Below are 24,025 nucleotides of genomic sequence, written 5' to 3'. Positions count from 1 at the left end.
TTAGTCTTCCGTTTTTAACCCCTTTAAATATTCAGTCAGTGCATCAAGTTCCTTGTCGCTCAAATCAGGGTATGTGCCGGTCATTTTGTTGCCCGGTTTTATGCTTTCAGGATCCTTGAGCCACGCTCTCAAGTTTTCATCGCTGAATTCCTTCACGCCGGCGATCGTCGACCGGTCTCCAAAAGTCGCGAGGTTCGGAGCCGTTCTGGCCGCTTCCGCCCTTTGGTCTTTTGAATCGGTCGCATGACAGCTCAGGCAGTTTTTCTCTTTGAACACTTTTTCTCCTTCAACAGCGAGATCGGTTTTCGCCCCCGCTTTATAGTTTTCCATATCGCTCATCCATTCCTTGAACTCATCCTTCGAAACCGCTTTAACTTTAAAGTCCATTAAAGCATGGGAAGGTCCGCAGAGCTCGGCGCATTTCCCGTAGAAATAGTCTCCGGCTTTTTCAGCGCGTTTTGAATCGAACGTTAAGAAGAATTTGTTTTCATTGTCTGTGTTCGTATCAATCTTACCCCCGACTGAAGGAACCCAGAATGAATGTTTGACATCGGAAGCTTTCAGCTTAAAGTAAACGCGTTCATCGGTCGGCACGACCAGCTCCTGGCTCGTCACCACGCCGTAGTCAGGATATTCGAATTCCCACCAGTAAAGGTTCGCCCGGACATTGACGACCAGCGCCTTCTCCGGATCCCTGTTTTTCTTATCCATCGGTTTTGTATCAGCAAGATCAAAGGTCTGTGCGACAACAGGAACAACCAGGATAAGAAGGAGAAGAATTGGAATAACAGTCCATAAAATTTCTAAATTGCGGTTTCCTTCAACCTGTTTCGGGATGTGGTCATCACCGAGCTTAGATCTTCTGTACCTGACGATGACAAATACGAAAATGAAACTTACCACCACTACAACAACAACCATGATCAGCGTGCTGAGAATCATTAGGAAATACTGCTGATCAGCCACCTCGCCCGCCGGCTGCAGCGTTGATATGAACGGTTCTCCGCACCCTGCTAAAACGAGCGCCAAAATAGTGAACAGCGACATCAGACGCCATTTCTTTAACATTTCTTCCCAACCCCTTTTCAATCAATCCTTTTGAAACTTTCACTGTTCAAACGTTTATAGGACACCTATTCATTCATCTGACTCCCCACTTAAATTAAAGCACTTACATTTCCTCATTTCTTAAATAATGAGGTTTTTTACTCAAAATACCATCTATGTATGAACGTAAAGCCGCCTTGTTAAACATAATCGAAAAAAATCGATAAGGCGGCTTTTACATGATTGTTGTCTGTTTGAAGTGTTAAGTGACAGCCTTCAATGTGATGAATTATAGAGTTCTATCCAATTTTAAAAAGTGTGAATACGACCATGGCAACGAAGAATATGGTCAAGTAATTTAATGAATATACAAACATGAGCGTTGCCCACTTCATGATATTTTTGCTTCTGTAACCGACCAGACCGCAAACGAGCCAGCCGATATTGAGTACCGTCCCTAAAATGACGATCGGCAGTCCGAGTCCGCCCAGGAAAAACGGCAGCGGCATTAAGCAGGCAATCCAAATGATGATTTGCCTTTTCGTCACTTCAAAACCGTGTACAACAGGCAGCATCGGTATATTTGCGGCTCTGTATTCCTCCGTTTTCTTAATCGCAAGCGCCAGAAAGTGGGGAATCTGCCAAATAAACATGATTAAAAACAGCACCCACGCCTCAACTCCGATGGAGCCATGGACAGCGGTCCATCCGATCAAAGGAGGAACAGCCCCTGACACACTTCCGATAATCGTATTAACGGTATAGCGGCGCTTTGACCACATCGTGTATAGAAACACGTACGTAAAGACGCCGACAAAGCCTACTGCGGCAGTTGTCAGATTGGTCATCAGCAGCATGATAAAACCGAGCGCAGTCAGCAGAATGCCGAACCACAATGCCTGTGAAGGCTGGATTTTACCAGTCACCGTCGGCCTTGTTCTCGTCCGCTGCATGAGCTGGTCAATATCACGGTCATAATAGTTGTTGATGACGCATGATCCTGCGATAATAAGCGAGGATCCCGCTAAAGTGAACAGCACGATATCAAGGTTTCCTAGAAAGCTCAGATTTGAAAAGTAAAAAGCGAGCCACAAGCCCGTAAAAGTTGTTATCAGGTTCGAGTAAACAATCCCGACTTTGATAAGGGCGAGGAAATCTTTCCATGCTGTCGTCTCTTCTATTTGTCCATTCATTGCTGTATCAGCTGTAATTCTTGTTTCAGCCATAATACTAACCCCCCTTACTCAAACCTTCATCACGTCAAGAGAAGCGGTATATTCATAAAAAACCTACAACTCTATCATACAAGATTACCGGTTGGAAAAAAACAGCCTATTAAATATTAATCGACAAACCGGTTTATATTTGTGAACTTTTTATGACTTTCTTTACAGATGAAGGAAAAGTTGTGAACAAGAGCGGAAAACCACTGTCATTCTAATATAGTTCTATCAAACGAAGCCACAATTATCAAGTCTTCAAAACCAATAAAAATGTGAACGCCTTCTATTGCATTTTTGTGAACAATAATCATTATGAATTGCAGCAGAACATCAATTCGCTTACACTTGAAGGTGGTAAATATCTTTTTATTAGTCAGTTTGCATTAAAAAAGGAGAATTGAATTTATGAATAAAGCATTAAAAGGCTTGGGAATTATCACAACTATCGCCATGCTTTTCGTGCTGATCGGCGGCGCCCTCGTTACAAAGACGGGTTCGGGAATGGGCTGCGGCAGATCTTGGCCGCTTTGCAACGGAAGCATATTCCCGGCTCTAACCCTTGAATCGATTATCGAATGGAGCCACAGGTTTGTCAGCGGCACATCCGGCGTCCTTGTGCTGGCTCTCGCCATTTGGACATGGAAAAAAATCGGCCATATCAGAGAAACGAAATTTCTTGCGGTGATGTCGGTCGTCTTCCTCATTCTTCAGGCGCTCCTGGGCGCTGCGGCGGTCGTCTTCGGGTCTTCGGCCCTGATCATGGCTTTGCACTTCGGAATCTCGCTTATTTCCTTTGCATCTGTTCTGCTGTTGACGCTCCTCGTGTTTGAAGCTGACAGCAAGCAGAAAGCCGAATCGTTTTATATAGGAAAAACCATGCAGTTTCATATGATAGGAATCATTATATACACATATGTCGTCGTTTATACAGGCGCATATGTCCGGCATACGAAGTCAAGCCTTGCGTGCCTTGACTTTCCGATGTGCAGCACACAAAACGGCTGGCTCCCAGGGAAGTTTCACGAATGGGTGCAGATGGGACACAGGGCTGCGGCGCTTCTTCTGTTCGCTTGGATCATTGCGGCAGCGGTACATGCGGCCAAACAGTATAAAAATCAAAAACGCATTTATTGGGGCTGGATGATTTCCCTGATCCTGATTATCCTTCAGGCTGCCTCAGGAATTGCGGTTGTCTACAGCAGGCTGGATTTGGGATTTGCACTCGCCCACGCTTTCTTCATTTCCTGCCTGTTCGGAATCCTTTGCTACTTCCTGCTGCTTGTTGCGCGCTATCGCAGACAGGCGCAAAAATAACAATAAACGGTTGATCCCCCGCCTGTTGCGGGGGATTTTTTCATAAAAAAAGGCCGCCGACAAAAGTCAGCGGCCTCACTTTTATTTTTTCAGCTCAATGAGGAGGTCGCCGGTTTGAATGGCTTCTCCGTTTGTCACATGAATGTTTTCAACAGTTCCTGAAAACGGAGCCTGAACGGTCGTTTCCATTTTCATTGCTTCATTGATCATTAAATGATCGCCCTTCTTCACTTGGTCCCCTTTGCTTACAAGAAGCTTAATCACCGTTCCCGGCATGGACGCCGCGATATGATTCGGGTTTGAACGGTCGGCTTTCACCTTTTGATGAACGGACGATTTAATGCTTTCGTCTTTAATGACCACTTCGCGAGGCTGGCCGTTCAGTTCAAAGTAGACGACTCTCGTCGCATCAGGACGCGGTTCGCCGATAGAGACAAGTTTGACGATCAGCGTTTTCCCTCTTTCGATCTCGACTTCGATTTCTTCGCCGAGCGTCATGCCGTAGAAGAAGGTCGGTGTATCAAGCACTGAGATGTCCCCGTACAGTTCCGCTGTCTTAACATACTCGGTAAACACTTTCGGATAAAGCGCATATGCAACAGCATCCTGGTCGGAAAGCTCCAGATCATGCGTTTCCTTAAACTCCGCTTTTATATCGTCAAACGAAACGGGTTCGAGAAGTTCTCCAGGGCGCACTGTAATCGGCTCCTGCCCTTTCAAAATCAGCTTTTGCAATTTCTCAGGGAATCCGCCGTGAGGCTGGCCGATATACCCTTTAAAAAGCTCGACTACCGAGTCAGGAAAATCGAGTGATTCTCCTCTTTCGTAAATATCATCTTCCGTCAGGTTATTTTGCACCATGTAAAGCGCCATATCCCCTACGACTTTGGATGACGGCGTAACCTTTACGATGTCCCCGAACAGGTGATTGACCCGGCTGTACATTTCTTTCACTTCATTCCAGCGGTCACCGAGGCCGACTCCCTTAGCCTGCTGCTGAAGGTTGCTGTATTGGCCGCCAGGCATTTCATGCTTGTAAATTTCGGTATGAGGCGCGTTCATGCCGCTCTCAAACTCGCTGTAGTATTTTCTGACAGACTCCCAATATTGAGACAGCGACTCTACCGCATCGACATTCAGCTGCGGACGGCGTTTATCGCCTTCAAGCGCATGATAAAGCGAGCTTGCGCTTGGCTGTGATGTCAGGCCCGCCATAGAGCTGACCGCTACGTCGACGATGTCGACGCCTGCTTCTATCGCCCTCGCGTACATAAAAATACCGTTGCCGCTCGTGTCGTGTGTATGCAAGTGGATCGGAATATCGATCGTCTCTTTCAAAGCTGACACCAGTTCGTATGCTGCTTGAGGTCTCAGCAGGCCGGCCATATCTTTAATGCCGAGAATATGCGCCCCCGCTGATTCAAGCTCTTTTGCCATTGACGTATAATATTCAAGGTTATATTTTGTTCTGTTCGGATCGAGAATGTCTCCGGTATAGCAGATCGCGGCTTCGGCAAGTTTGCCCGACTCGCGCACTGCATCAATGGCGAGCGTCATCCCTTTAACCCAGTTCAAGCTGTCAAAAATGCGGAATACATCGATTCCGGCCGCAGCGGATTCGCTGACAAACTTTTTAATCAGGTTGTCAGGGTAGTTTGTATACCCGACGGCATTCGAAGATCTCAACAGCATTTGAAACATCGTATTCGGAATTTCCTTCCGCAGCTTCTCAAGCCTTTTCCACGGGTCTTCTTTCAAGAAACGGTAAGCGACATCAAAAGTGGCGCCGCCCCACATTTCAAGGCTGAAAAGCTCAGGCCAGAGCGCAGCTGTCGGATTGGCGATTTTCTCCAAATCATGCGTTCTGAATCTTGTCGCAAGCAGTGACTGATGGGCATCGCGGAACGTCGTATCAGTGAGAAGCACTTCCTCTTGATCTTTCACCCATTTGACGAGCCCTTCAGCTCCGCGTTCATCAAGAATCTGTTTTGTTCCGCTCGCGATCGGCTGATCGACATCCGTTTTGACGATCTGGGGTTTGTCGAACTCCGGCTTCTTCTTTTTATCAATGCCCGGGAAGCCGTTGACCGTTACGTTCCCGATATACGTCAGCATTTTTGTTCCGCGGTCTCTCTGCTTAGGAAAGACAAAGAGTTCCGGCGTTGTATCAATAAAAGACGTGTCGTATTGCCCTGTGAGAAATTTTTCGTGTTTCGCCACGTTTTCAAGGAAAGGAATATTCGTTTTGATTCCCCTGATCCTGAATTCCTGTAGGTTGCGGACCATTTTGGCCGCCGCCTGTTCAAACGTCAGAGCCCAGGTTGAAAGCTTAACAAGCAGCGAGTCATAATAAGGCGTAATGACAGCGCCCTGAAAACTGTTTCCGGTATCAAGCCTCACCCCGAAACCGCCGCCTGAGCGATATGCCATGATTTTGCCTGTGTCAGGCATGAAATTGTTTGACGGGTCTTCAGTCGTAACCCTTGACTGGATCGCATATCCGTGCAGCGTGATGGCATCCTGGTTCGGAATGCTGATTTCGCTGCTGCCCAGACTGAGTCCGGCAGCAATCAGGATTTGTGTCTGAACGATATCGACACCCGTCACCATTTCCGTAATGGTGTGCTCCACCTGAACACGCGGGTTGACTTCAATAAAGAAAAACTCATCGTTCGCAACTAAAAATTCAACCGTTCCGGCATTGACATAATCAACATTCTTCGCAAGCTTAACGGCAGCATCGCAAATCTTTTCCCGGAGGGACTCAGAAAGCGAAACGCTCGGCGCTATTTCGATAACCTTTTGATGACGCCTTTGCACAGAGCAGTCACGGTCGTAAAGGTGAACCACGTTACCTTCTTTGTCTCCGATGACTTGAACTTCAATGTGCTTCGGCTTTTCGATCAGCTTTTCGACATACACTTCATCATTACCAAAAGCGGCTTTCGCCTCTGATTTTGCCCTGTTATAGGATTCCTCCAGCTCCGATTCGTCTCTGACGATCCGCATGCCGCGGCCGCCGCCGCCAAGCGACGCTTTGATGATAAACGGATATCCGAACTCCTCCGCAAATTGTTTGACCTCCGCGATATCAGCCACTGGGCCGTCGCTCCCCGGTATGACGGGAATTCCTGCTTTTTCAGCTTGTTCACGGGCTTTTACTTTGTCTCCAAACATATCGAGGTGCTTGGAGGTCGGTCCGATAAAGATGATGCCTTCCTCTTCACACCGCTTGGCAAACTGAATGTTTTCAGACAGGAAGCCGTAGCCCGGATGGATGGCATCCACATGGTTGCGTTTCGCAATCTCGATGATCCCTTCAATATCAAGATAAGCATCAATCGGCTTTTTCCCTTCGCCGACCAAGTATGCTTCATCGGCTTTGTATCTGTGGTATGATCCGCTGTCTTCTTTAGAATAGATCGCTACCGTACGGATATTCAGTTCTGTGCAGGCGCGAAATACGCGGATAGCGATTTCCCCTCTGTTTGCAACAAGAACTTTTTGAATAGACTGTTGTGACATGTCGTTCCCCCTCATCCGCTGTTTTAAGTATGTATCTATTCTAAATGAATCGGATGGACATTGTACACGCTTAGTTTTTTAAAAATTTATACTTTTTTTATATTGATTTTCTTTGGTTTTTGTAGTATCGACAGGCTGTTTTCGTTTGAACCGGTCAAAGTATTCATTAAACATGCTGATGTTCACCAATATCCCCGCGCTTGCCATCAGCAGAATGAGCGATGACCCTCCATAGCTGATAAACGGAAGCGTCACCCCTGTCAAAGGAATCAAGCCGGATATGCCGCCCAGGTTCACGAAAGACTGGATGGCGATCATGCTTGATATCCCGATCGCAAGCAGGCTTCCAAACGGGTCGTCGCATTTTCTCGCAATATAAAACCCTTTTAAAACGATGAAAGCGAGCAGCAGCACGACAAAAAGGACGCCGAAAATGCCAAGCTCCTCGGCGATGACCGCCATAATGAAATCGGTGTGCGTTTCAGGCAGATATCCATACTTCTGCACGCTTTCGCCGAGACCCAGGCCGAACAGCCCTCCCGAACCGATCGCCAAGTAGGAGTTGACGACTTGAAAACCAGATTTCTGTGCGTCTTTAAACGGGTTTTGGTAGCTTTCAAACCGATTCATCCGTCCTTCTGTTAAAATGCTGTCCCAGTTGAAATAAATGAGCGGGCTGACGAGCACAAGGACAGCCCCGGCCAAAAGTACGAGCTTTAACAGCGTTTTGCCGCTGAATCCCGAGCACAAAATAATGCACAAAGCGATTAAAGCGATGATAAAGGCCGTTCCCACATCCGGCTGAGCAGCGACCAGGGCGCAAATGAAAAGCGTGATGATCGCGGGAGGGGCGATTCCGGCTCCCAAGTTGTCAATATAGCTTTGCTTTTTGGCATAGACGGAAGAAAGATACAAGATGACGGTCAGCTTGACAAACTCCCCCGGCTGGATGCCGTAATTCGAAACCCTGAACCAGCTTTGGGCATTCCCGGCCACGTGTCCGACAACGAACAGCCCGAACAAAGCGACAACGGAAATGAGCAGCAAAAACTTTTGGAATTTTTGATTGGCAAAAGCCTTATACGGAAAAAGCGCCGCGCATAAAAATATGACGGTTCCGAGCACCAAAAACATCAGCTGCCTGTCAAAAAAGTAGCTGCTGTCTTGTCCATACCTTGTCACGGCTGTGATCATGCTTGAGCTGTACACCATGACGAGCCCGAACCCGCACAGCAGGAATACAGCGAAGATTAATGAATAATCATAGGATTTGAGCATTCTTTTTATCATATTATTATCCTCTTCCTTACTTGCCTTCAAAATGTGTTTGTGGTAACTCCTTCGTTATTTTACTACACTTTCTTAAAAAGCACGAAAGATACCCTTTTCATAAGACTTCGAATCTCGTCTGAAAGAAAAGTCCGTCTGTTCCAAGACTGCCGTTCTATTTTTTTATCGGCATACCATGCGTCTTCGTTTATTCGGCACGAACAGCATTCATTCCTTCATCAGCGGACGTTTTCTTTCTCATTCCATAACAAAAAAAGCCTGCCGGCAGTTTGTTTCTATCGAAACGTCGTCGACAAGCTGACTCAGACAGAAAGATTCTTCTGAGGTGTTCATTTATTTTTTTGTAAATGCATCATGTAATGCAGACAATTCACGTTCCAGCCTGTAAAGCAGTTCTTTACCCTCTTCTTCATCCACTAATCCAAGGCGGACAGCAAAATCAATTTCCCTAGAGAGTCCGAACATTTGTGTATCTAAAACCTCTTCATAAAGAGGACATTGAGGCATCGTTAAGTTGTCCATTTGCACTTGAATCAGCTTTAAGATTTTATCAGCATCACGTTTTAACAGGGCAAGTGCTTTTTCACGATGGTCGACTACAATCTCAGACGCCAAAAGTATCCCTCCGTTCCCCAGGCGAGTACCTAATTCTTCTATTTATGATAAAGCCTCAGCCGAAAAAAAGCAAGCTATTTCTGTCCTTTCGCCGTTTTTCAAAGACTCGCATTTTAAGCTTCCGCTCACGTTTTAAAAAATGCTTAAACTGTAGTTCGCCGATAACAGCTCTAAAAGCCGGATTCCGGCGATGCTGTTTCCCTTTTCATCAAGCGAGGGCCCGAAGATGCCGATGCCGAAACGGTATGGGGATAGACCCATGATTCCCCCTGAAACCCCGCTTTTGGCGGGTATGCCGATTTTGATTGCGAATTCGCCGCTGGCATTATACATTCCGCATGTCACCATAAATGTTTTGCAAATTCTCGCGATATCCTTCGGTATGATTTGTTCTCCCGTTTCGGGATGCTTGCCGTTCAAAGCAAAAACAGAACCGATTTTCGCCAAGTCTAAGCTGTTCATTTCAATGGCGCACTGCTTTGTATACACATCCATGACATCCTCAACCTCAGCCTGAAAAATACCGTGCTCTTTCATGTAGTAGCACATCGCCCTGTTGACCATCGAGGTTTCAAATTCAGATTCGGCGACCTTCTCACAAAAGGTAATATTCCGGTTATTTGCCAGTTTTTTAATAAAATCAAGAAGCCTGCCGATCTTATCGGCATTCGTCTCTCCTTTAATCATGCTTGTCACCACCAATGCTCCGGCATTTATCATCGGATTCAGCGGCTTCCCCGGGTTGACGGTTTCAAGTTTGATGATGGAGTTAAACGGATCACCAGTCGGCTCTTGTCCTACATAATGAAACACTGTTTCCGGACCGTGATCGATCAGGACGAGAGCAAGCGACAATACTTTTGAGATGCTTTGCAGAGTGAAGGCTTTTTCCACGTCTCCCGCTGATATACACGTCCCGTCCGTAAAGTAGACCGCCGCCGATAAATCGTCCTCCGATAATTCAGCCAAAGCCGGTATGTAAGATGCAACCTTTCCTTTGTCCGTCACTTTTTTCGCTTCCGTGACAAAATATTCAAGCTCCTCATTATCCCGGCAATTCAAGTTTTTTCCCTCCATCCGAGCGTCGTTGCTGTTATCTTTCCCGGAGAGGGCTTTTGTTATGAGAAGTGACAATTTGAAAGAAAGCGCTTATAATTTTTGTGAGGGAGTGGTAGAGACATGAGCATTGTAACGATCACAGGAAATGTAAAGTATTCGATTACGCTCGATCCGAGCGTTTGGATTTTTGATGACCGAAAATTTGATCTCGATCAGTTCTTTTCAGATTTCAGAGAGGTAAAAGATGAAGAAGACGACCTTGTGATTGACCGGGAACGGCAAATCAGGGAAGGTACTGTATCGCCGCCGACACTGAAATCAGAGAAAAAATATGAAAAGGAGAAATTGCTTGACGGCACTTTCGGGATCAAGCTTGAACCTTTTTTAAAAAATGCGGAGGTGACAGGCTCCGCCGTCAAATGCCTCTTCAAAACGGAAGGTGAAGACGTTTCCGTTCCGATCGAAGAAGCGGGCGGCATGATTCTCTGCTTCAGCAACAATGGCAAGCCGCTTGGCGAAGACGGGCCTGTACACGTTTATTTTCCCGACGGTTCAAACAGGATGACTCCTGTGAAACGAGTAAAAGAAATTCACATTGTTTAAAGCTACAACACTGCAACGGGTGCGCCGGAGGCGATGAAAAACTCCGCCTCCTCTTTCCCGGCCGGGCTATCGGCACTTGCCGGCAACCCGGCCCGCGGGCCATGCAAGTTGCAACCCGGGTTAAACGCCCGGGTTTTTTTATTTACAGCAGATCGGCTGCAAGCCTGGCGAGCCGGGAGCGCTCTCCTTTTAAAAGCTTCACGTTTCCGGAAATTTTTTGATCCTTAAAGCGCTCGACAACATAGGCCAGGCCGTTGTTCATCGCATCTAAATAAGGATGGTCGATTTGTTCGGTGTCTCCCATCAATACGATTTTACTGCCTTCCCCGACGCGGGTCAGAAGCGTTTTGACTTCATGCTTGGTCAGATTTTGAGCCTCATCAATGATGATGAATTGGTCAGGAATGCTTCTGCCCCTTATATATGTGAGGGCTTCGACTTGAATGGAGCCCATCCCCGCTAAAATATCATCAAGCTCCCCCGGCTTTTTTGCATTGAACAAGTATTCCAGGTTATCAAAAATAGGCTGGACCCACGGACGAAGTTTTTCTTCTTTTTCACCCGGAAGATAGCCGAGATCTTTTCCGACAGGAACGATCGGCCTTGTGACAACAAGTTTTTTAAAATTCCCCAGGTCTTCTGTCTGCAGCAGCCCTGCTGCCAACGCAAGCAGGGTTTTTCCTGTGCCGGCTTTTCCAATCAGGGTGACAAGCGGAATATCTTGTCTTAAAAGAAGTTCCAAAGCCATCGTCTGCTGTACATTTCGCGAACGTATGCCCCAAACCTGTTCCTGATCGAAAACAAGCTTTTTAACGGCTTTTCCGCTTTGATCTACGATCCCTACGGCAGAGGATGATCCGCCGAGCGCGTCCTTCATGACGACAAACTGGTTCGGACGCAGCATCTCACTGCTGATTTCGTGAAGCGGCAAATCGTGATGTTCAAAAAAGGAATTCATCTGATCCGGGCGAATGTACACGTCTGTATAACCGCTGTATATATCATCATTGTCGACAACCCTGTCGTGCAAAAAATCCTCTGACATCAAGCCGATGGCATCGGCTTTGACACGGATCAGCATATCTTTGCTGACAAGGATAACCGGCCTGCCGTCTTCTTTCGTTTCCTCTTCCAGGCTGAGGTTTTTCGCTACGGCTAAAATACGGTTGTCGCTTGTTTTTTCGATAAAAATTTCTTGAAGCTGCTGAAAAGAGCGATGGTTCAGCTCGATTCTCAAGCTTCCTCCGTTTGGTAGGGGAACATTTTCATACAGCCTTCCTTTTAAACGCAAATCATCTATCAATTTAGATACGCGCCTTGCATTCCTCCCAATTTCATCCATGTAGCGTTTCTTTGAGTCGACTTCCTCCAATACGACAGCCGGGATGACAACCTCGTTATCTTCAAAAGAAAAGATTGAATTCGGATCCTGCAATAACACATTCGTATCCAGCACATAAATTTTACTCAATCTTCCGCCTCCTGATCAGGATTTTTAGCCTTTTCTTTTCAATTGGGTTAAAAGCTGATGGAGCGCCCGCTAAAATATATGTTTTTGTGAATAAAGATAGAAGGTTAATTCAACAATAAAAATTAATGAAAGCATTTTTAAGGAGGCAACCTCAAGTGCGAATCTTTTTTTTGATCCTAATTCAAACCGTTATGCTGCTTTCAGCCTGCGGCATTCAAAATAATGCCCGAAATGAAGCGAACGAGCTTCCCGGCAACAAACCGATTCAAGTAAAAAACAGCTCCCAAGAGCCGGTGAACCGTAAAGACGGGCAAGCCATCTCGCGGCGCCTTGTGAAGATCACTGAAAGCGTTCCGGGTGTCAATGATGCGACCGCCGTCGTGCTCGGCAGGCTAGCCGTCGTCGGAATTGATGTGAAAGACAATTTGGAGCGCAGCAAAGTCGAATCTATTAAGTATTCCGTGGCTGAAGCGCTGCAGAATGACCCTTACGGAGCAAACGCCGCCGTTGTCGCAGATCCCGACACCGTCAACCGCCTGCGGGCAATGGGCAGGGAAATTCAAGCGGGACGTCCTGTCAAAGGGATTCTCGACGAGCTGGCAGCCATCGTCGGGCGCGTCCTTCCTGAAGTGCCGAACGACGCAACAGACAATCAGCAAACAAATCCTACAAAATCCAACAACGACCAGCTGAATGACAGAAACCAGAAACAGCTTGAAAAGGAGCAAAATAAGCAATCGAACAAGCATATGAAAAATCGGCAGCCATAACTTTTAAAAGCCTGTGCCACTGTTTTCTTGACGGCACAGGCTTTTTCCTTTTTTCTAAAGGAGAAAATTTATTTGTCCGATTGATTAAGGTATAATGAATCGTAAGCGAGGTGAATCAAGTGAGGGTAAAGTGTTCATTGTGTGACAAAATCGAAAAAATCGATGATGACACACTCATTGCCAAACGTCTCCGAAACCGGCCGATACATACTTATATGTGCCATGAATGCAGCGAACGAATTAAAATCAAAACCGAAAACCGGATGAAAACCGGCCGTTTTAAGTTATATCCGCACAGAAAAGATAAAGAGCAGATCAAGTCGTAAAGCATGGACAAGCTCCATGCTTTTTTATCGCCTTTTTTGTTACATCAGTAACAAAATTAAAGATTATAGTTGATAAACATTTTCATTTGTAGTATTTTAAAATTGTTTCATGAGTAACAAAAAAGGAGTGATTCATCATGGATTTTGATGTACTGATCGCAGGCGGCGGCCCCGTCGGTCTGCTGACGGCTTCCGAGCTGGCTTTGGCCGGTGTCCAGACCTGTATTGTCGAACGGCTGAAAGAGCCTTCTCCATTCTCAAAAGCGCTCACACTGCATCCGCGCTCAATCGAGATACTTGAAATGAGGGGGCTTGGAGAACAGTTTAAGGAAATTGGCAAACCGATTCCTTCGGGGCATTTTGCCGGTCTGAAGACTGGATTGGACTTTTCTGCGCTTGACACGCAAGCCAATTTTACATTGTTCATCCCCCAATACGAAACTGAGAAGCTGCTTGAGGAACATGCGCGAAATCTCGGTGTCTGCATCCTTCGCGGTCATGAAGTTCTCGCTGTCCGCGAGCATGAGGAAACCGCCGAGCTCGTCGTCCAGGGACCCGACGGCCTGTCCTTTCTAACCGCTTCCTATATCGTCGGTGCTGACGGAGCCGGAAGTATCATTCGCAAACAGGCGCGCATCGCTTTTTCCGGAACTGATGCAAATATCACGGCAATGCTTGGTGATGTGTCGCTTGAAAATCCGCCGGAATCTCATTTTTATACTTGCGAGAACCGTGAAGGTGCCGTTGTGATCGTGCCTTTAGACGGCGGCATTTTCCGCGTCCTCATAACGGCGCCGCACATGCCTCAAGCTTTGCTTCACGAGCCCGTCACACTGGAAGAATTAAAAACAGAACTCAAGCGCATCTGCGGCACGGACCTTGGAATGGACAGCCCGGTTTGGATGTCCCGCTTCGGAAATGCCAGCAAGTTGGCGGAGCATTACCGTTCCGGCAGAATTTTCTTGGCTGGAGATGCCGCGCATATTCATTTTCCCGCGGGAGGGCAAGGTTTAAATGTCGGGCTTCAGGACGCGATGAACCTTGGCTGGAAACTCGCGGCAAAGATCAACGGACGGTGCCCCGACTGGCTGCTTGACAGTTACCATAATGAAAGACACCCTGTCGGGGAAGCGCTGCTCGTCAATACACAAATCCAAACAAAGCTGTTTGATTTTACACGTGAAGGCCTGTACCTCCGCGAATTATTATCCGGCATTCTCGGATTTTCAGACGTCAATCGCTATCTGGCAGAACAAATTACGGCGCTCAGCGTGCAATACGAAGCAGATGAAAAGATGCCTGAACATGAGCTGAACGGAAAACGTCTCCCAGATATCGATCTGACCCTTTCAGATGGTACTGTCAAACGGCTCTACACTTTTCTCCGTGATGGACGCTTTTTATTAGCAACATTCGGGATAGAAACGAAGGAATTTTCCATCCTTCCTCACGTCCGGCGTATACAAGTGAAAGCAATTGACGGCAGGCCTGAATGGAATGGGGTAAAAGCAGCGCTGATCCGTCCCGACGGTCACGTGGCCTGGGCTGTCGACGAATCCATGGAAAACGCGGAGCAATTGATTGCCGATGGTATCCACCGCTGGTGCGGGAACTCTCACATTCAGTCTGTTTAATCATTTTGTTTCATGCGCAACAAAATGATATAATCAAAGCAGAAACATCGATTAAAGGAGCCGATTTTCTGCATGGAGCATTTAACACACGCAAAACAAGAAATATTCGATCTGTACATCAGGCTCATTCATCAGCAAGAGCAGCAAGAAACCGTCATGAAAGAGCGCATCTCCGCTGAAATGAAAAAGATGGAACGCGAATTCGGAGCTGAACTGAAACTCAACATGTCTGACATCCATACGATCAGCTGCATTGGCGACCACGAACCGATCAACGTCACCTCGATTTCCGAGAAGATGGGATTTTCAAAAGCGACGGTCTCAAGGATCACCGCAAAGCTGACCGAAAAAGGCCTCGTCAGCAAGACACAGCTCAGCGACAATAAAAAAGAAATCTACTTCCGCTTAAGCCATAAAGGGAGAAGTATTCATCACCTTCACCAGCGTGAGCACGAAAAAATCGAACAAAGGTTTAAACGATTTTTAAGCCGGTATTCAGCAGATGAGATTCTTTTTGCCAGGGCTTTGTTTCGGGACTTATTAACAGCGGATTTTCTGGCGGATACAGAAAAGACATAGCCTTCTTTGGCTATGTCTTTTCTACGTATTCGCCCCCGTCTGCTCTTTTTTCGAACGGTGCAGACGGATTTTGTAAATCGAAAGGATTAAAACGGCTACGATCAGCCCTTCTCCAACCGGCAGAAAAACGCCGAAAAAAGTTAAAAACGTACAGCCTAGCGCCAGAAAAAAGTAAATGATCGCCGTTTTCAACAGCGGCAGCCGTTTGGCGAACCCCAGTTTAAAGACGACCGCAGACAGGACGAAGATGGTGGCATAAAGCCACCACATTCCCGCCTCAGGATTCTGGTCCACTTTATAAAGAGCGGCAAAAAACGACAGCCGTTCACTTACATCAGTCAAAAAGATTCCCCTCCCCTTTGCTTAGTTGGGTTGCTCTTTTTTTAGGTTCTGCAAATGTTACGACAATCCTGCCAGCTTTTTCTTTTTCGCTGCTTTTTCGCGTTCGTTTTTGTCGAGAATTTTCTTTCTCAATCTGATGGATTCAGGCGTGACTTCGCAGTACTCATCCTCGTTCAAGTATTCAAGCGATTCTTCAAGCGACATGATACGCGGTTTTTTCATGCTGACCGTCTGATCTTTCGTCGCTGAGCGCACGTTTGTCTGCTGCTTCATTTTATTGATGTTGACGACAAGGTCGTTTTCACGGTTGTGCTCGCCGACGATCATGCCTTCATATACTTCTGTGCCCGGCTCGACAAAAATCACGCCGCGTTCTTCAACGCCTTGAATGCCGTAAGCTGAAGCTTTCCCGGTATCCATTGAAACAAGCACACCTTGGCGGCGTCCGCCGACTTGCCCAGGCTCAACAGGCTGATAGCTGTCAAACGTATGGTTTAAAATCCCGAAACCGCGTGTAAGGGAAAGGAATTCGGTTGAGTAGCCGATTAATCCGCGTGAAGGAACGTTGAAAATCAGGCGGACCTGCCCGTTTCCGTTATTGATCATGTCGATCATTTCACCTTTGCGCGCGCCCATTGATTCCATTACAGATCCGGTATGCTCTTCAGGCACATCGATTTGCACACGTTCAACAGGCTCACAGCGAACGCCGTCGATTTCTTTAATGATGACTTCCGGCTTCGATACTTGCAGTTCAAAGCCTTCACGGCGCATGTTTTCGATTAAAATCGACAAATGCAGCTCACCGCGACCGGATACGACCCAGGCGTCAGGAGATGGCGTCGGATCGACTCGAAGGCTGACATCTGTCTGAAGCTGCTGTTCAAGGCGCTCTTCAATCTTCCTGGCCGTGACATATTTTCCTTCGCGACCGGCAAAAGGACTGTTGTTAACCGCGAACGTCATTTGAAGCGTCGGCTCGTCAATGCGCAGAACCGGAAGCGCCTCTTGATGCTCAATCGGGCAGACGGTCTCTCCGACATTGATGTCTTCCATTCCTGATACCGCGACAAGGTCGCCGGCTTTCGCTTCTTCAATTTCGACCCTTTTCAAGCCCTGGAAACCGAAGATTTTCGTTACGCGGAACGGCTTGATAGAACCGTCAAGCTTCATTAAAGCAACTTGCTGTCCGACCTTCATCGTTCCTCTGAACACGCGTCCGATTCCGATACGGCCGACATAATCATTGTAGTCAAGCAGAGCGACCTGGAACTGCAAAGGCTCCTCATGGTTATCGACAGGACAAGGAATATGGTTGACAATCGCTTCGAATAAAGCTTCCATATTTTCATCCTGCTGCTTCGGATCAGCTGAAGCGGTGCCGTTGATCGCAGAAGCGTAAACAACCGGGAATTCAAGCTGTTCTTCATTGGCATCAAGCTCGATAAACAAATCGAGCACTTCGTCAACGACCTCTTCAGGCCGGGCAAAATCGCGGTCGATCTTATTGACAACAACGATTGGCGTCAAGTTTTGCTCAAGTGCTTTTTTCAGCACAAAGCGGGTTTGCGGCATGCAGCCTTCATAAGCGTCAACAACAAGCAGAACGCCGTCGACCATTTTCATGATCCGCTCAACTTCCCCGCCGAAATCTGCGTGTCCCGGAGTATCCAAAATATTAATGCGTGTATCTTTATAGTTAATCGCTGTATTTTTCGCTAAAATCGTAATGCCGCGCTCTCTTTCCAAGTCATTGGAATCCATGGCGCGCTCCGCCACGTTTTCATTTGCACGGAATGTGCCAGCCTGATGGAGGAGCTGATCCACAAGCGTCGTTTTTCCATGGTCAACGTGGGCGATAATAGCGATATTGCGAAGATCTTCTCGAAGTTTCACATTTTCATCTCCTAAAAAATTTAGATAATCTTTCATATTATAACTGACGAACGAAGTTATTTCAATTTGTTTCAAATTTCCAGATTCGGTTGACCCTTTCTATTCAGCACGATTTTCTGTAAACTAACAGTAGACTTCATACTAAGGGGATGGGAAAAACAGTGAAACAAATCAAATGGATATTCTTATTATTCGCACTTGCTGCAGTGATCAGCATCATGATGATCGGCGTTGCAGTCGCCGAAAAAAGCGCTGCCGGCGTCGCAATTGCCGTCGCAATTCTGATCGTCATTATGGGGAGCGGTTTTACTCTCAAAAAAAGAATGCGCGAAAAAGGCCTGCTTGAATAAAAAAGAGCCCCTTCCGGCTGAAGGGGCTTTTGATTATTAAATTCCAAAAAAACTGGCGGCAGGTTGCCCGCCAGTTCTTATAAAAAGAATAAATAAATCAAAAGCATCAGTAAGTAGCCTCCGCCAAAAAGCGCTGCCCCTTTGAGAATCAGCCTTTGATAGTATGCTTTCCTGAATTTTTGTTCTTCCGCTTCTCCTGCTTCCGTTGGCAATCTGTCGTCATCATGAAAATTGACAGGTTCCCTCATCATGTCATACATTTCCCGGCAATCTGCACACGTTTTGATGTGCGCCATAACCAAATGTTCCGTTTTGCGGCTGCAATCGCCTTCTATGTATAGAGGCAGTAAATCTCTCACAAGATGACATTTCATATTGTTAAACCTCCCTGCCTTCCAAGCTTTTTTTCAGCTCAAGGCGGGCCCGGTGAAGATTGGTTTTTACCTTTGACAGTTTCCAATCGAGCACTTCCGCTATTTCCTCATAGGAAAGCTCCTGAAACTCTCTTAAAATAAGTACGGTCTGGTAATGTTCTTTCAGCCGGTCAATGTGATGTTTCAGCTCCTCCTGCCTTATGGCGTTTGCCAAATGGCGCTCAGGCATTTCAAACGTGTGCTGTTCCATGTCGCCGCAGGCCGTCACATCGGAAAACCGGATTTTTTTATCTTTTCTGTACCAGTTGATAAACGTATGATGCGCGATCGTATACAGCCATGTTTTGATCGAGGAATGGCCTCTGAAAGACTCCAGGCCCGCAAAAGCTTTCAGAAACGTATCCTGTGCCAGGTCTTTCGCCGTCTCAAGCTGATGGGTTCGCCTGTACAAATAGTACATAATGTCATGATAATATTTCCTGTACAGTTCTTCAATCGTCTGTTTTTTATTGGAAGCCATTTAGAAAAAAAACCACACCGTCATCCAAATCGAAAGGAGCAGGAAAGCACCATACAACGAGTAAACAAAAACCATGATATGACGGAGCTGCTGACGATCATCTGCCTTTTGTATGCCGGGAAGCGTTCTATTCTCGACTGCTGCCTCTTCAGCCTGGCCTTGAAAAAGCTGCTCATGCTCTTTCATCCAGATCACGGTTTCCTCTTCCAGTTCACCTTCTTGATAGAGCTCATACAAATCAAGAAACACCGCTTTTTTTTCTTCACTTGTCATCAAATTGTTTCACCTCATTTGTTACGGCATCAACCAAGTATGCATCATGTTCGTTTGAGCCGAACGGCTGGATGATGACAAGCCACGCATACCGGCTCTTTTGATCCCCGTCTGAAACAATCACAAGCTTCGTCCGTTTATAATAAACCAACCCTTTTTGATAGTGTTCAGACACTTTCCGAAAAGCCTTTTCCCCGTCTGCATATGTGTAGGGGGGCTTTTCATCCGCTTTGCGAAAATATTTTCTCACAGTCAGATAAGCTCCCTCTTCATGCTTCGTCATGGTCCAGCTCGTATTTAATACAGCATCGCTTTCTTTTTTCTGAAATTCTATCAGATCCTTTTCTAACTCCACCCTTTTCAGCTGAGAAAGGTCTTGATCAAATAATGAAAGCAAGCGTTTTTCGAGCTCTTGTCCGCGATAAGGCAAGGCGCTTTCAGATTTGAACGTAATAGCCGTTAATGCACCTGTTACAGGATGGAACGCCATCTCCGTTCCGTCGCTTGTCTTCACGTTTATGGATGCCGAGTTGAGGCTGGATGGAAATAATAAATCAATATCTGTCAGCTGATAAGCTGAGACGGGTATACCCAGCTTACGATAGACCGCTTCAACACCCCGCTCGATATCCTGACCAGAAACGCGGGCTTGTTTCACGCTTTCTAAGTTGTAAACAGACGTGTCCTCGGAAAAACCTATCAGTGTTTCCTTCCTCCAAGTAAACCCCATTGTGCTTAATTCAGGATCCTGGCCTTCACGGTAAAATTCAACAGTAGCTTCGTCGTCATCACGGCTTACTTTTGCCTTGATTTGTTTGTCAAGTTCGCGGCCGTGTTCCCGCAGAAATTGCTTCGACCGCTTGATATACGCCTGATCGGACAGGATATTCCCGCTAGGCTCTTTTTGATTGTAATAATTGGTGATCACCCCCGTCCAACCGTCAACGTACGCCTCGTAATCCTTCGTTTTAAAATGATAAACGTTGTGAAAATCCTGGTTGGTGGCTGACAAATAGATCAAGCTGTCCGTCGGAAAAAACGAGCTGACAGTCTGCTTCGCTTCTTTAACCGAAACAGGTTGAAAATTGGCATCAACCACGTCTGAAACCTCAGGGTGTGAGATTGTAAAAGCGGCATCTGCCAAATTGTAAAAAGGGTTAAGAAGTAGTGTGAAAAATACGGCGGTGCCCGCGGCTAAAACACGCTTCACCATCAAAAAAGGCTTTCTCGAGCCATTCAGCAAGTGATATGTCATAAGAAAACCGAGCATGGTCAGAAATACGTTCAGCGGAAAAAATTCGTAGCCGAGCTTTTTGATGAAGAAACCGCCGATCGTCACAATGTAAAAAATCAAAAGGAGAACGTAACGGTTTCTTTTCCAATAAAGCTGAAAAAACAAGCAGATCATCAGCCCCGGAACCCCGATGAGCAGCACCAATACAAGCAGCAATTGTTCGAGATCAGCCCCGTTTTCCTTTAAATAGACAGCAGAGCCGAACAGCGATTGGAAAAACGGCATCGTCATCACCGCAATGTCAAATGCAAAAAACAGCCCCTTGCCCCCTTTTTCTGCGAGTGTCATCATATAATGAAATGAGACAAGCAAAATATAGCCGAACAGCAAAAACTGCATAAAAGGCAGGAGCGCATCTTGTTCTTCTATGTACAGGTTTGAAAACTCAGCGGCTTTCATTTGGTGAGCCAATTCAAACGAAAGGGCGCCTACCAAAATCAGCCTGAGCGCGATGCCTGCGTAAAAAAAGAGGCGCCGCCTGCTCACTTTCGGATGAAATGACACGACATACAGAAGGGCAAGGCCTGTCAAACACCACTGAATGACAAGCATGCTCTGCCTGCTTAAAATAAAATAACGTTCAAAATGGAGCACATAATCACTAAATAGTTCAATCAATTTCCACCACAATTCCTTTACATCAAATTAAGGCCTCATCATCATAGACAAACGAAGTAGCATTATGTTTCAAAAAATCATAAAAAATGAGACCTGTTGTCAAACAAGTCTCATTGAAGCATCAAGCAAGGGGCAACACCATAATCAAATATCGTTTTCCCTCTTTATCTTTTTCCGTTTTCAGCTGTTCAAATCCCGAACGGGCGAGCATGTTCAGCCACGCGTCCTTTTCATATGGCACCGCCGCAAACAACGCTTTATGTCCCTTTTCTTTCAAACGTTTGCCGATCGTTTCAATCACTTCTTTTGCCCGGCCTTTTTGGCGGAAATCGGGATGGACAAGAAGCGTTCCGAGCCAAGGCTTGCCATTAGAAGGCGCCCATTCGAGATGAAAGCTCAGAGCCGCCGGCAGGCCCCTGTCTTCCCACACGAGCCATTCACCGTTATACATCGCATAAGCACTCATATAGCGTTCCAGGCTGTTTCCGTCAAGCTCTTCCTTCGCCCACCCGGGGCTTGCTTCGGCCAGCTCCTCAAAAAAGGCGAAATCGGAAGAAGAGAAAGACCTGCTATTCATGCGGCAAATATTCGTTGAAAATCGCCCGGTGAGCTGCCGGATTGCCGGCTAAGATGCTGTGGTTTTCAAGAAAATTGAGCGGCTTCCCGTCTATTGTCGTATATGTTCCGCCGACTTCATCAAGCAGGATGCAGCCGGCGGCGTAATCCCAAGGGGCAAGTCTCATCGTCACATACACATCCATTCTGCCGGCTGCAACATAAGCGAGTTCCAAAGCCGCTGAACCGTATGACCGGGTCCCTCTGACGCGCTTGACAAGCGGAGATAATACGCTTGGATCGATCCGTCTGTTCTCGGTGATCCATGTCGCATTGATGGCCAGAATCGATTCTTCAAGCGGCACTTCTTTCATCTTGCCGAGCTTTGTATCATTCATGTAAGCACCTTCGCCTTGAAAAGCATGATAAAGCTCGTCGTGAGTCACATCATAAATCAAACCGATTTTGCCTTTTCCGTTTTCAAAAATGCCGATTGAAATCGCAAAATTGCGTTTTTGATGAATAAAGTTCATCGTGCCATCGATCGGATCGATGATCCAAACGATGCCATCCAAAGATGTAAGCTTGTCCCCCTGGCCTTCTTCGCCAAGAATATGATGATCCGGAAAAACCGATTGGATTTTTTCAATGAAAAAACGCTCTGTTTCCTTGTCAATGTTTGTGACAAGGTCATTTGGATTCGATTTCGTTTCGATTGTCATCTTTTCTTTCATTGACTGCTGAATTCTCTGACCAGCTTCTTTCACCCAGCTTTTCGCCAGGCGGTCGATTTCCTTCCAGTTTGTCATCACACTACCTCTTTTCTATGTATACCTGTTGATTTATTCATAGCATACTGATATTAGCCGGGAAAAATCAAGAAAAATGACAAATGATCAGACGGCCCAGATAAAAACGAACCTCTCAAACGGTTCGTTTTTATTATGGTTTCAACCATATAATCTAATCCATTCTTTTCTGAGTCGTTCCAGTTTGCGCTTGCTCAACTCGATTTGGGTTTCATCCTTTTTTTCCATGGCTTCAAAAAGCGTTGCAAGTTCATAATCGACCTCAAGCCTCCAAACAGCGGCCCGATTGTCTTTTTCCTCTTTCAATCCTTGTTTCACAATTGGTTTCATGTGCCCTACGCCCCCTCCAGAGAAAATTGATGTCAAAGAGAATCCTTCTGGTTTTAGTCCTAAGCGTGATTTATATTAATTTCTTATTCATATCGTATGAAGTGCTCAAACATTCGCAACGTTATTCTAAAAATTGTGTGTTTACCTAACGATTCCCCAAAATCCGCGAATCGAAACGTAATTTTTTGTTTGAAAAGCCGACTGTGATACAATATCTTTACTGATTGGACAAGGAGGAACACAATGAGCAGTCTGCGTTTTACTGAAGAGGATTTTCGTACATTTACAATAGAAGGTTTAGATGCGCGGATGAGCGCTCTGAAAGAAACCGTGCGCCCGAAACTTGAAGGGCTCGGCGGTCATTTTGCGCCTGTACTGTCCGCATTGACAGGAGATGAAATGTTTGTCCACGTCGCAAAGCACGCGCGCCGCTCGGTCAATCCGCCGGACGACAGCTGGGTTGCTTTTGCAAACAATAAGCGCGGCTATAAAAAGCTGCCTCATTTCCAAATTGGTTTATGGGAAACCCACGTGTTCGTATGGTTTGCATTGATCTATGAGTCTCCTCTCAAGCAGGAATACGGCCAGCTGTTTAAAAAGCATCTGCCGGACATTGAAAGCAACATTCCAAGCCGTTTTGTCTGGTCGGCCGATCATACGAAACCGGGCGTCATAAGACAGTCTGAGATGGACGATAAAGAGCTGGAGAACCTGTTTGAACGTCTCGTCAACGTGAAGAAAGCAGAAGCACTTTGCGGTATTCAGCTTGCAAAAGACGAAGTGCTGCAAATGAGCGAAGAGGCGTTTCTATCCGAAATCGAAGCGGCTTTTGAAAAGCTCGCCTTCCTTTACCGCCTGACGCAGAAAGTATCGGTTTAAACAAAAAGGGATGGCCTGTTGTGCCCATCCCTTTTTGTTTTGGATTTTCTCATTACATTTTAATTTTCGTATTTTCCGTTTGTTCCTTTGCTTTTTTGACTGCCTGATACGGAGAGTAATCGCTCGCTTCTTCAAACTGGCTGCAGAGCTTTTTTTCCTCCGCTTTTCCCGGAACGATTTCTTTAAAGCGGCGGTAAGCACTCATTAGTACATCGCGCTCAACGCCTTTTTCATAAGCGAGCTCAACCGTCTGAAAAAACGATATAACGTCTATCGCTTCCTCTGTGCTCCAGTCTTCATTCATCGGATATTGGTATCCTTCTTCCATT

General features: G+C 46.3%; 25 protein-coding genes. 8 read left to right on the top strand and 17 right to left on the bottom strand.

Annotated elements, in window-relative coordinates; genetic code table 11:
- Both coxB and cyoE read right to left on the bottom strand, forming a co-directional pair.
- Complete coding sequence (coxB, locus tag MHB72_RS08970) at nt 1-1,068, bottom strand: cytochrome c oxidase subunit II (protein WP_020451273.1); 1,068 nt, start codon at nt 1,066-1,068, stop codon at nt 1-3.
- A gap of 278 nt (nt 1,069-1,346) precedes the next feature.
- Complete coding sequence (cyoE, locus tag MHB72_RS08965) at nt 1,347-2,273, bottom strand: heme o synthase (protein ID WP_216920508.1); 927 nt, start codon at nt 2,271-2,273, stop codon at nt 1,347-1,349.
- A gap of 402 nt (nt 2,274-2,675) precedes the next feature.
- On the opposite strand from cyoE, the gene MHB72_RS08960 reads away from it, so the two are divergent.
- Entirely contained in the window at nt 2,676-3,584 is a 909-nt protein-coding gene (locus tag MHB72_RS08960; protein ID WP_105978942.1) for a COX15/CtaA family protein, read from the top strand.
- Between the two features lie 81 nt (nt 3,585-3,665).
- Here MHB72_RS08960 and pyc read toward each other — a convergent pair whose 3' ends face one another.
- From pyc to glsA, 4 genes are all read right to left on the bottom strand, one after another.
- On the bottom strand, nt 3,666-7,109 hold the full coding sequence (gene pyc, locus MHB72_RS08955) for a pyruvate carboxylase (RefSeq protein ID WP_216920506.1): 3,444 nt from the start codon (nt 7,107-7,109) through the stop codon (nt 3,666-3,668).
- Nucleotides 7,110-7,187: 78 nt separating this feature from the next.
- Complete coding sequence (locus MHB72_RS08950) at nt 7,188-8,399, bottom strand: FtsW/RodA/SpoVE family cell cycle protein (RefSeq protein ID WP_020451269.1); 1,212 nt, start codon at nt 8,397-8,399, stop codon at nt 7,188-7,190.
- A 333-nt stretch (nt 8,400-8,732) separates the two neighbouring features.
- On the bottom strand, nt 8,733-9,014 hold the full coding sequence (locus MHB72_RS08945) for a YlaN family protein (protein WP_003181465.1): 282 nt from the start codon (nt 9,012-9,014) through the stop codon (nt 8,733-8,735).
- Between the two features lie 132 nt (nt 9,015-9,146).
- A complete protein-coding gene (glsA, locus tag MHB72_RS08940; RefSeq protein ID WP_371268713.1) occupies nt 9,147-10,091 on the bottom strand; it encodes a glutaminase A in 945 nt (314 codons plus the stop codon).
- Between the two features lie 102 nt (nt 10,092-10,193).
- On the opposite strand from glsA, the gene MHB72_RS08935 reads away from it, so the two are divergent.
- Nucleotides 10,194-10,676, top strand: coding sequence for a hypothetical protein (locus MHB72_RS08935; protein WP_020451267.1), 483 nt, complete (start codon nt 10,194-10,196; stop codon nt 10,674-10,676).
- Between the two features lie 142 nt (nt 10,677-10,818).
- Here MHB72_RS08935 and MHB72_RS08930 read toward each other — a convergent pair whose 3' ends face one another.
- The gene (locus MHB72_RS08930; RefSeq protein WP_020451266.1) at nt 10,819-12,147 is read right to left on the bottom strand and encodes a PhoH family protein; all 1,329 of its coding nucleotides are present in this window, start codon (nt 12,145-12,147) and stop codon (nt 10,819-10,821) included.
- Nucleotides 12,148-12,302: 155 nt separating this feature from the next.
- Between MHB72_RS08930 and MHB72_RS08925 the strand changes: the two genes are divergently transcribed.
- The 4 genes from MHB72_RS08925 (at nt 12,303) to MHB72_RS08910 (ending at nt 15,456) form a co-directional block, all read left to right on the top strand.
- On the top strand, nt 12,303-12,917 hold the full coding sequence (locus MHB72_RS08925) for a YhcN/YlaJ family sporulation lipoprotein (protein WP_020451265.1): 615 nt from the start codon (nt 12,303-12,305) through the stop codon (nt 12,915-12,917).
- A 119-nt stretch (nt 12,918-13,036) separates the two neighbouring features.
- The gene (locus tag MHB72_RS08920; RefSeq protein WP_003181456.1) at nt 13,037-13,243 is read left to right on the top strand and encodes a YlaI family protein; all 207 of its coding nucleotides are present in this window, start codon (nt 13,037-13,039) and stop codon (nt 13,241-13,243) included.
- Between the two features lie 137 nt (nt 13,244-13,380).
- A complete protein-coding gene (locus tag MHB72_RS08915; protein WP_216920504.1) occupies nt 13,381-14,877 on the top strand; it encodes a monooxygenase in 1,497 nt (498 codons plus the stop codon).
- Between the two features lie 72 nt (nt 14,878-14,949).
- Complete coding sequence (locus MHB72_RS08910; protein WP_020451263.1) at nt 14,950-15,456, top strand: MarR family transcriptional regulator; 507 nt, start codon at nt 14,950-14,952, stop codon at nt 15,454-15,456.
- 21 nt (nt 15,457-15,477) lie between these two features.
- Here MHB72_RS08910 and MHB72_RS08905 read toward each other — a convergent pair whose 3' ends face one another.
- Complete coding sequence (locus MHB72_RS08905; protein WP_003181448.1) at nt 15,478-15,798, bottom strand: YlaH-like family protein; 321 nt, start codon at nt 15,796-15,798, stop codon at nt 15,478-15,480.
- A gap of 57 nt (nt 15,799-15,855) precedes the next feature.
- The gene (gene typA / locus MHB72_RS08900) at nt 15,856-17,694 is read right to left on the bottom strand and encodes a translational GTPase TypA (RefSeq protein WP_020451262.1); all 1,839 of its coding nucleotides are present in this window, start codon (nt 17,692-17,694) and stop codon (nt 15,856-15,858) included.
- Between the two features lie 161 nt (nt 17,695-17,855).
- Here typA and MHB72_RS08895 point away from each other — a divergent pair, with 161 nt between their 5' ends.
- Complete coding sequence (locus MHB72_RS08895; RefSeq protein ID WP_020451261.1) at nt 17,856-18,044, top strand: YlaF family protein; 189 nt, start codon at nt 17,856-17,858, stop codon at nt 18,042-18,044.
- 77 nt (nt 18,045-18,121) lie between these two features.
- Here the strand turns inward: MHB72_RS08895 and MHB72_RS08890 are convergent, their stop codons facing one another.
- From MHB72_RS08890 to MHB72_RS08860, 7 genes are all read right to left on the bottom strand, one after another.
- Nucleotides 18,122-18,418 carry an anti-sigma factor family protein gene (locus MHB72_RS08890; RefSeq protein ID WP_020451259.1) on the bottom strand — a complete coding sequence of 99 codons (297 nt, stop codon included), beginning with the start codon at nt 18,416-18,418 and terminating at the stop codon, nt 18,122-18,124.
- 4 nt (nt 18,419-18,422) lie between these two features.
- Complete coding sequence (locus MHB72_RS08885) at nt 18,423-18,938, bottom strand: sigma-70 family RNA polymerase sigma factor (protein ID WP_216920502.1); 516 nt, start codon at nt 18,936-18,938, stop codon at nt 18,423-18,425.
- Complete coding sequence (locus MHB72_RS08880; protein WP_020451257.1) at nt 18,939-19,211, bottom strand: hypothetical protein; 273 nt, start codon at nt 19,209-19,211, stop codon at nt 18,939-18,941.
- A complete protein-coding gene (locus tag MHB72_RS08875; protein WP_149169441.1) occupies nt 19,201-21,123 on the bottom strand; it encodes a hypothetical protein in 1,923 nt (640 codons plus the stop codon). The genes MHB72_RS08880 and MHB72_RS08875 overlap by 11 nt, the downstream gene beginning before the upstream one ends.
- Before the next feature lie 121 nt (nt 21,124-21,244).
- Entirely contained in the window at nt 21,245-21,700 is a 456-nt protein-coding gene (locus MHB72_RS08870; protein WP_020451255.1) for a GNAT family N-acetyltransferase, read from the bottom strand.
- The gene (locus MHB72_RS08865) at nt 21,693-22,487 is read right to left on the bottom strand and encodes an inositol monophosphatase family protein (protein ID WP_216920499.1); all 795 of its coding nucleotides are present in this window, start codon (nt 22,485-22,487) and stop codon (nt 21,693-21,695) included. The genes MHB72_RS08870 and MHB72_RS08865 overlap by 8 nt, the downstream gene beginning before the upstream one ends.
- Before the next feature lie 141 nt (nt 22,488-22,628).
- Complete coding sequence (locus tag MHB72_RS08860; RefSeq protein WP_020451253.1) at nt 22,629-22,817, bottom strand: hypothetical protein; 189 nt, start codon at nt 22,815-22,817, stop codon at nt 22,629-22,631.
- Between the two features lie 243 nt (nt 22,818-23,060).
- Between MHB72_RS08860 and MHB72_RS08855 the strand changes: the two genes are divergently transcribed.
- On the top strand, nt 23,061-23,696 hold the full coding sequence (locus MHB72_RS08855) for a YktB family protein (RefSeq protein WP_216920496.1): 636 nt from the start codon (nt 23,061-23,063) through the stop codon (nt 23,694-23,696).
- A 52-nt stretch (nt 23,697-23,748) separates the two neighbouring features.
- Here the strand turns inward: MHB72_RS08855 and MHB72_RS08850 are convergent, their stop codons facing one another.
- Complete coding sequence (locus tag MHB72_RS08850; RefSeq protein WP_020451251.1) at nt 23,749-24,024, bottom strand: UPF0223 family protein; 276 nt, start codon at nt 24,022-24,024, stop codon at nt 23,749-23,751.
- Nucleotide 24,025: the final 1 nt, after the last annotated feature.

Origin of the sequence: Bacillus sp. FSL K6-1284 (assembly GCF_038002625.1) — a bacterium.
GTDB lineage: Bacteria > Bacillota > Bacilli > Bacillales > Bacillaceae > Bacillus > Bacillus paralicheniformis.
This window is presented reverse-complemented; position numbering and strand designations above follow the sequence as displayed.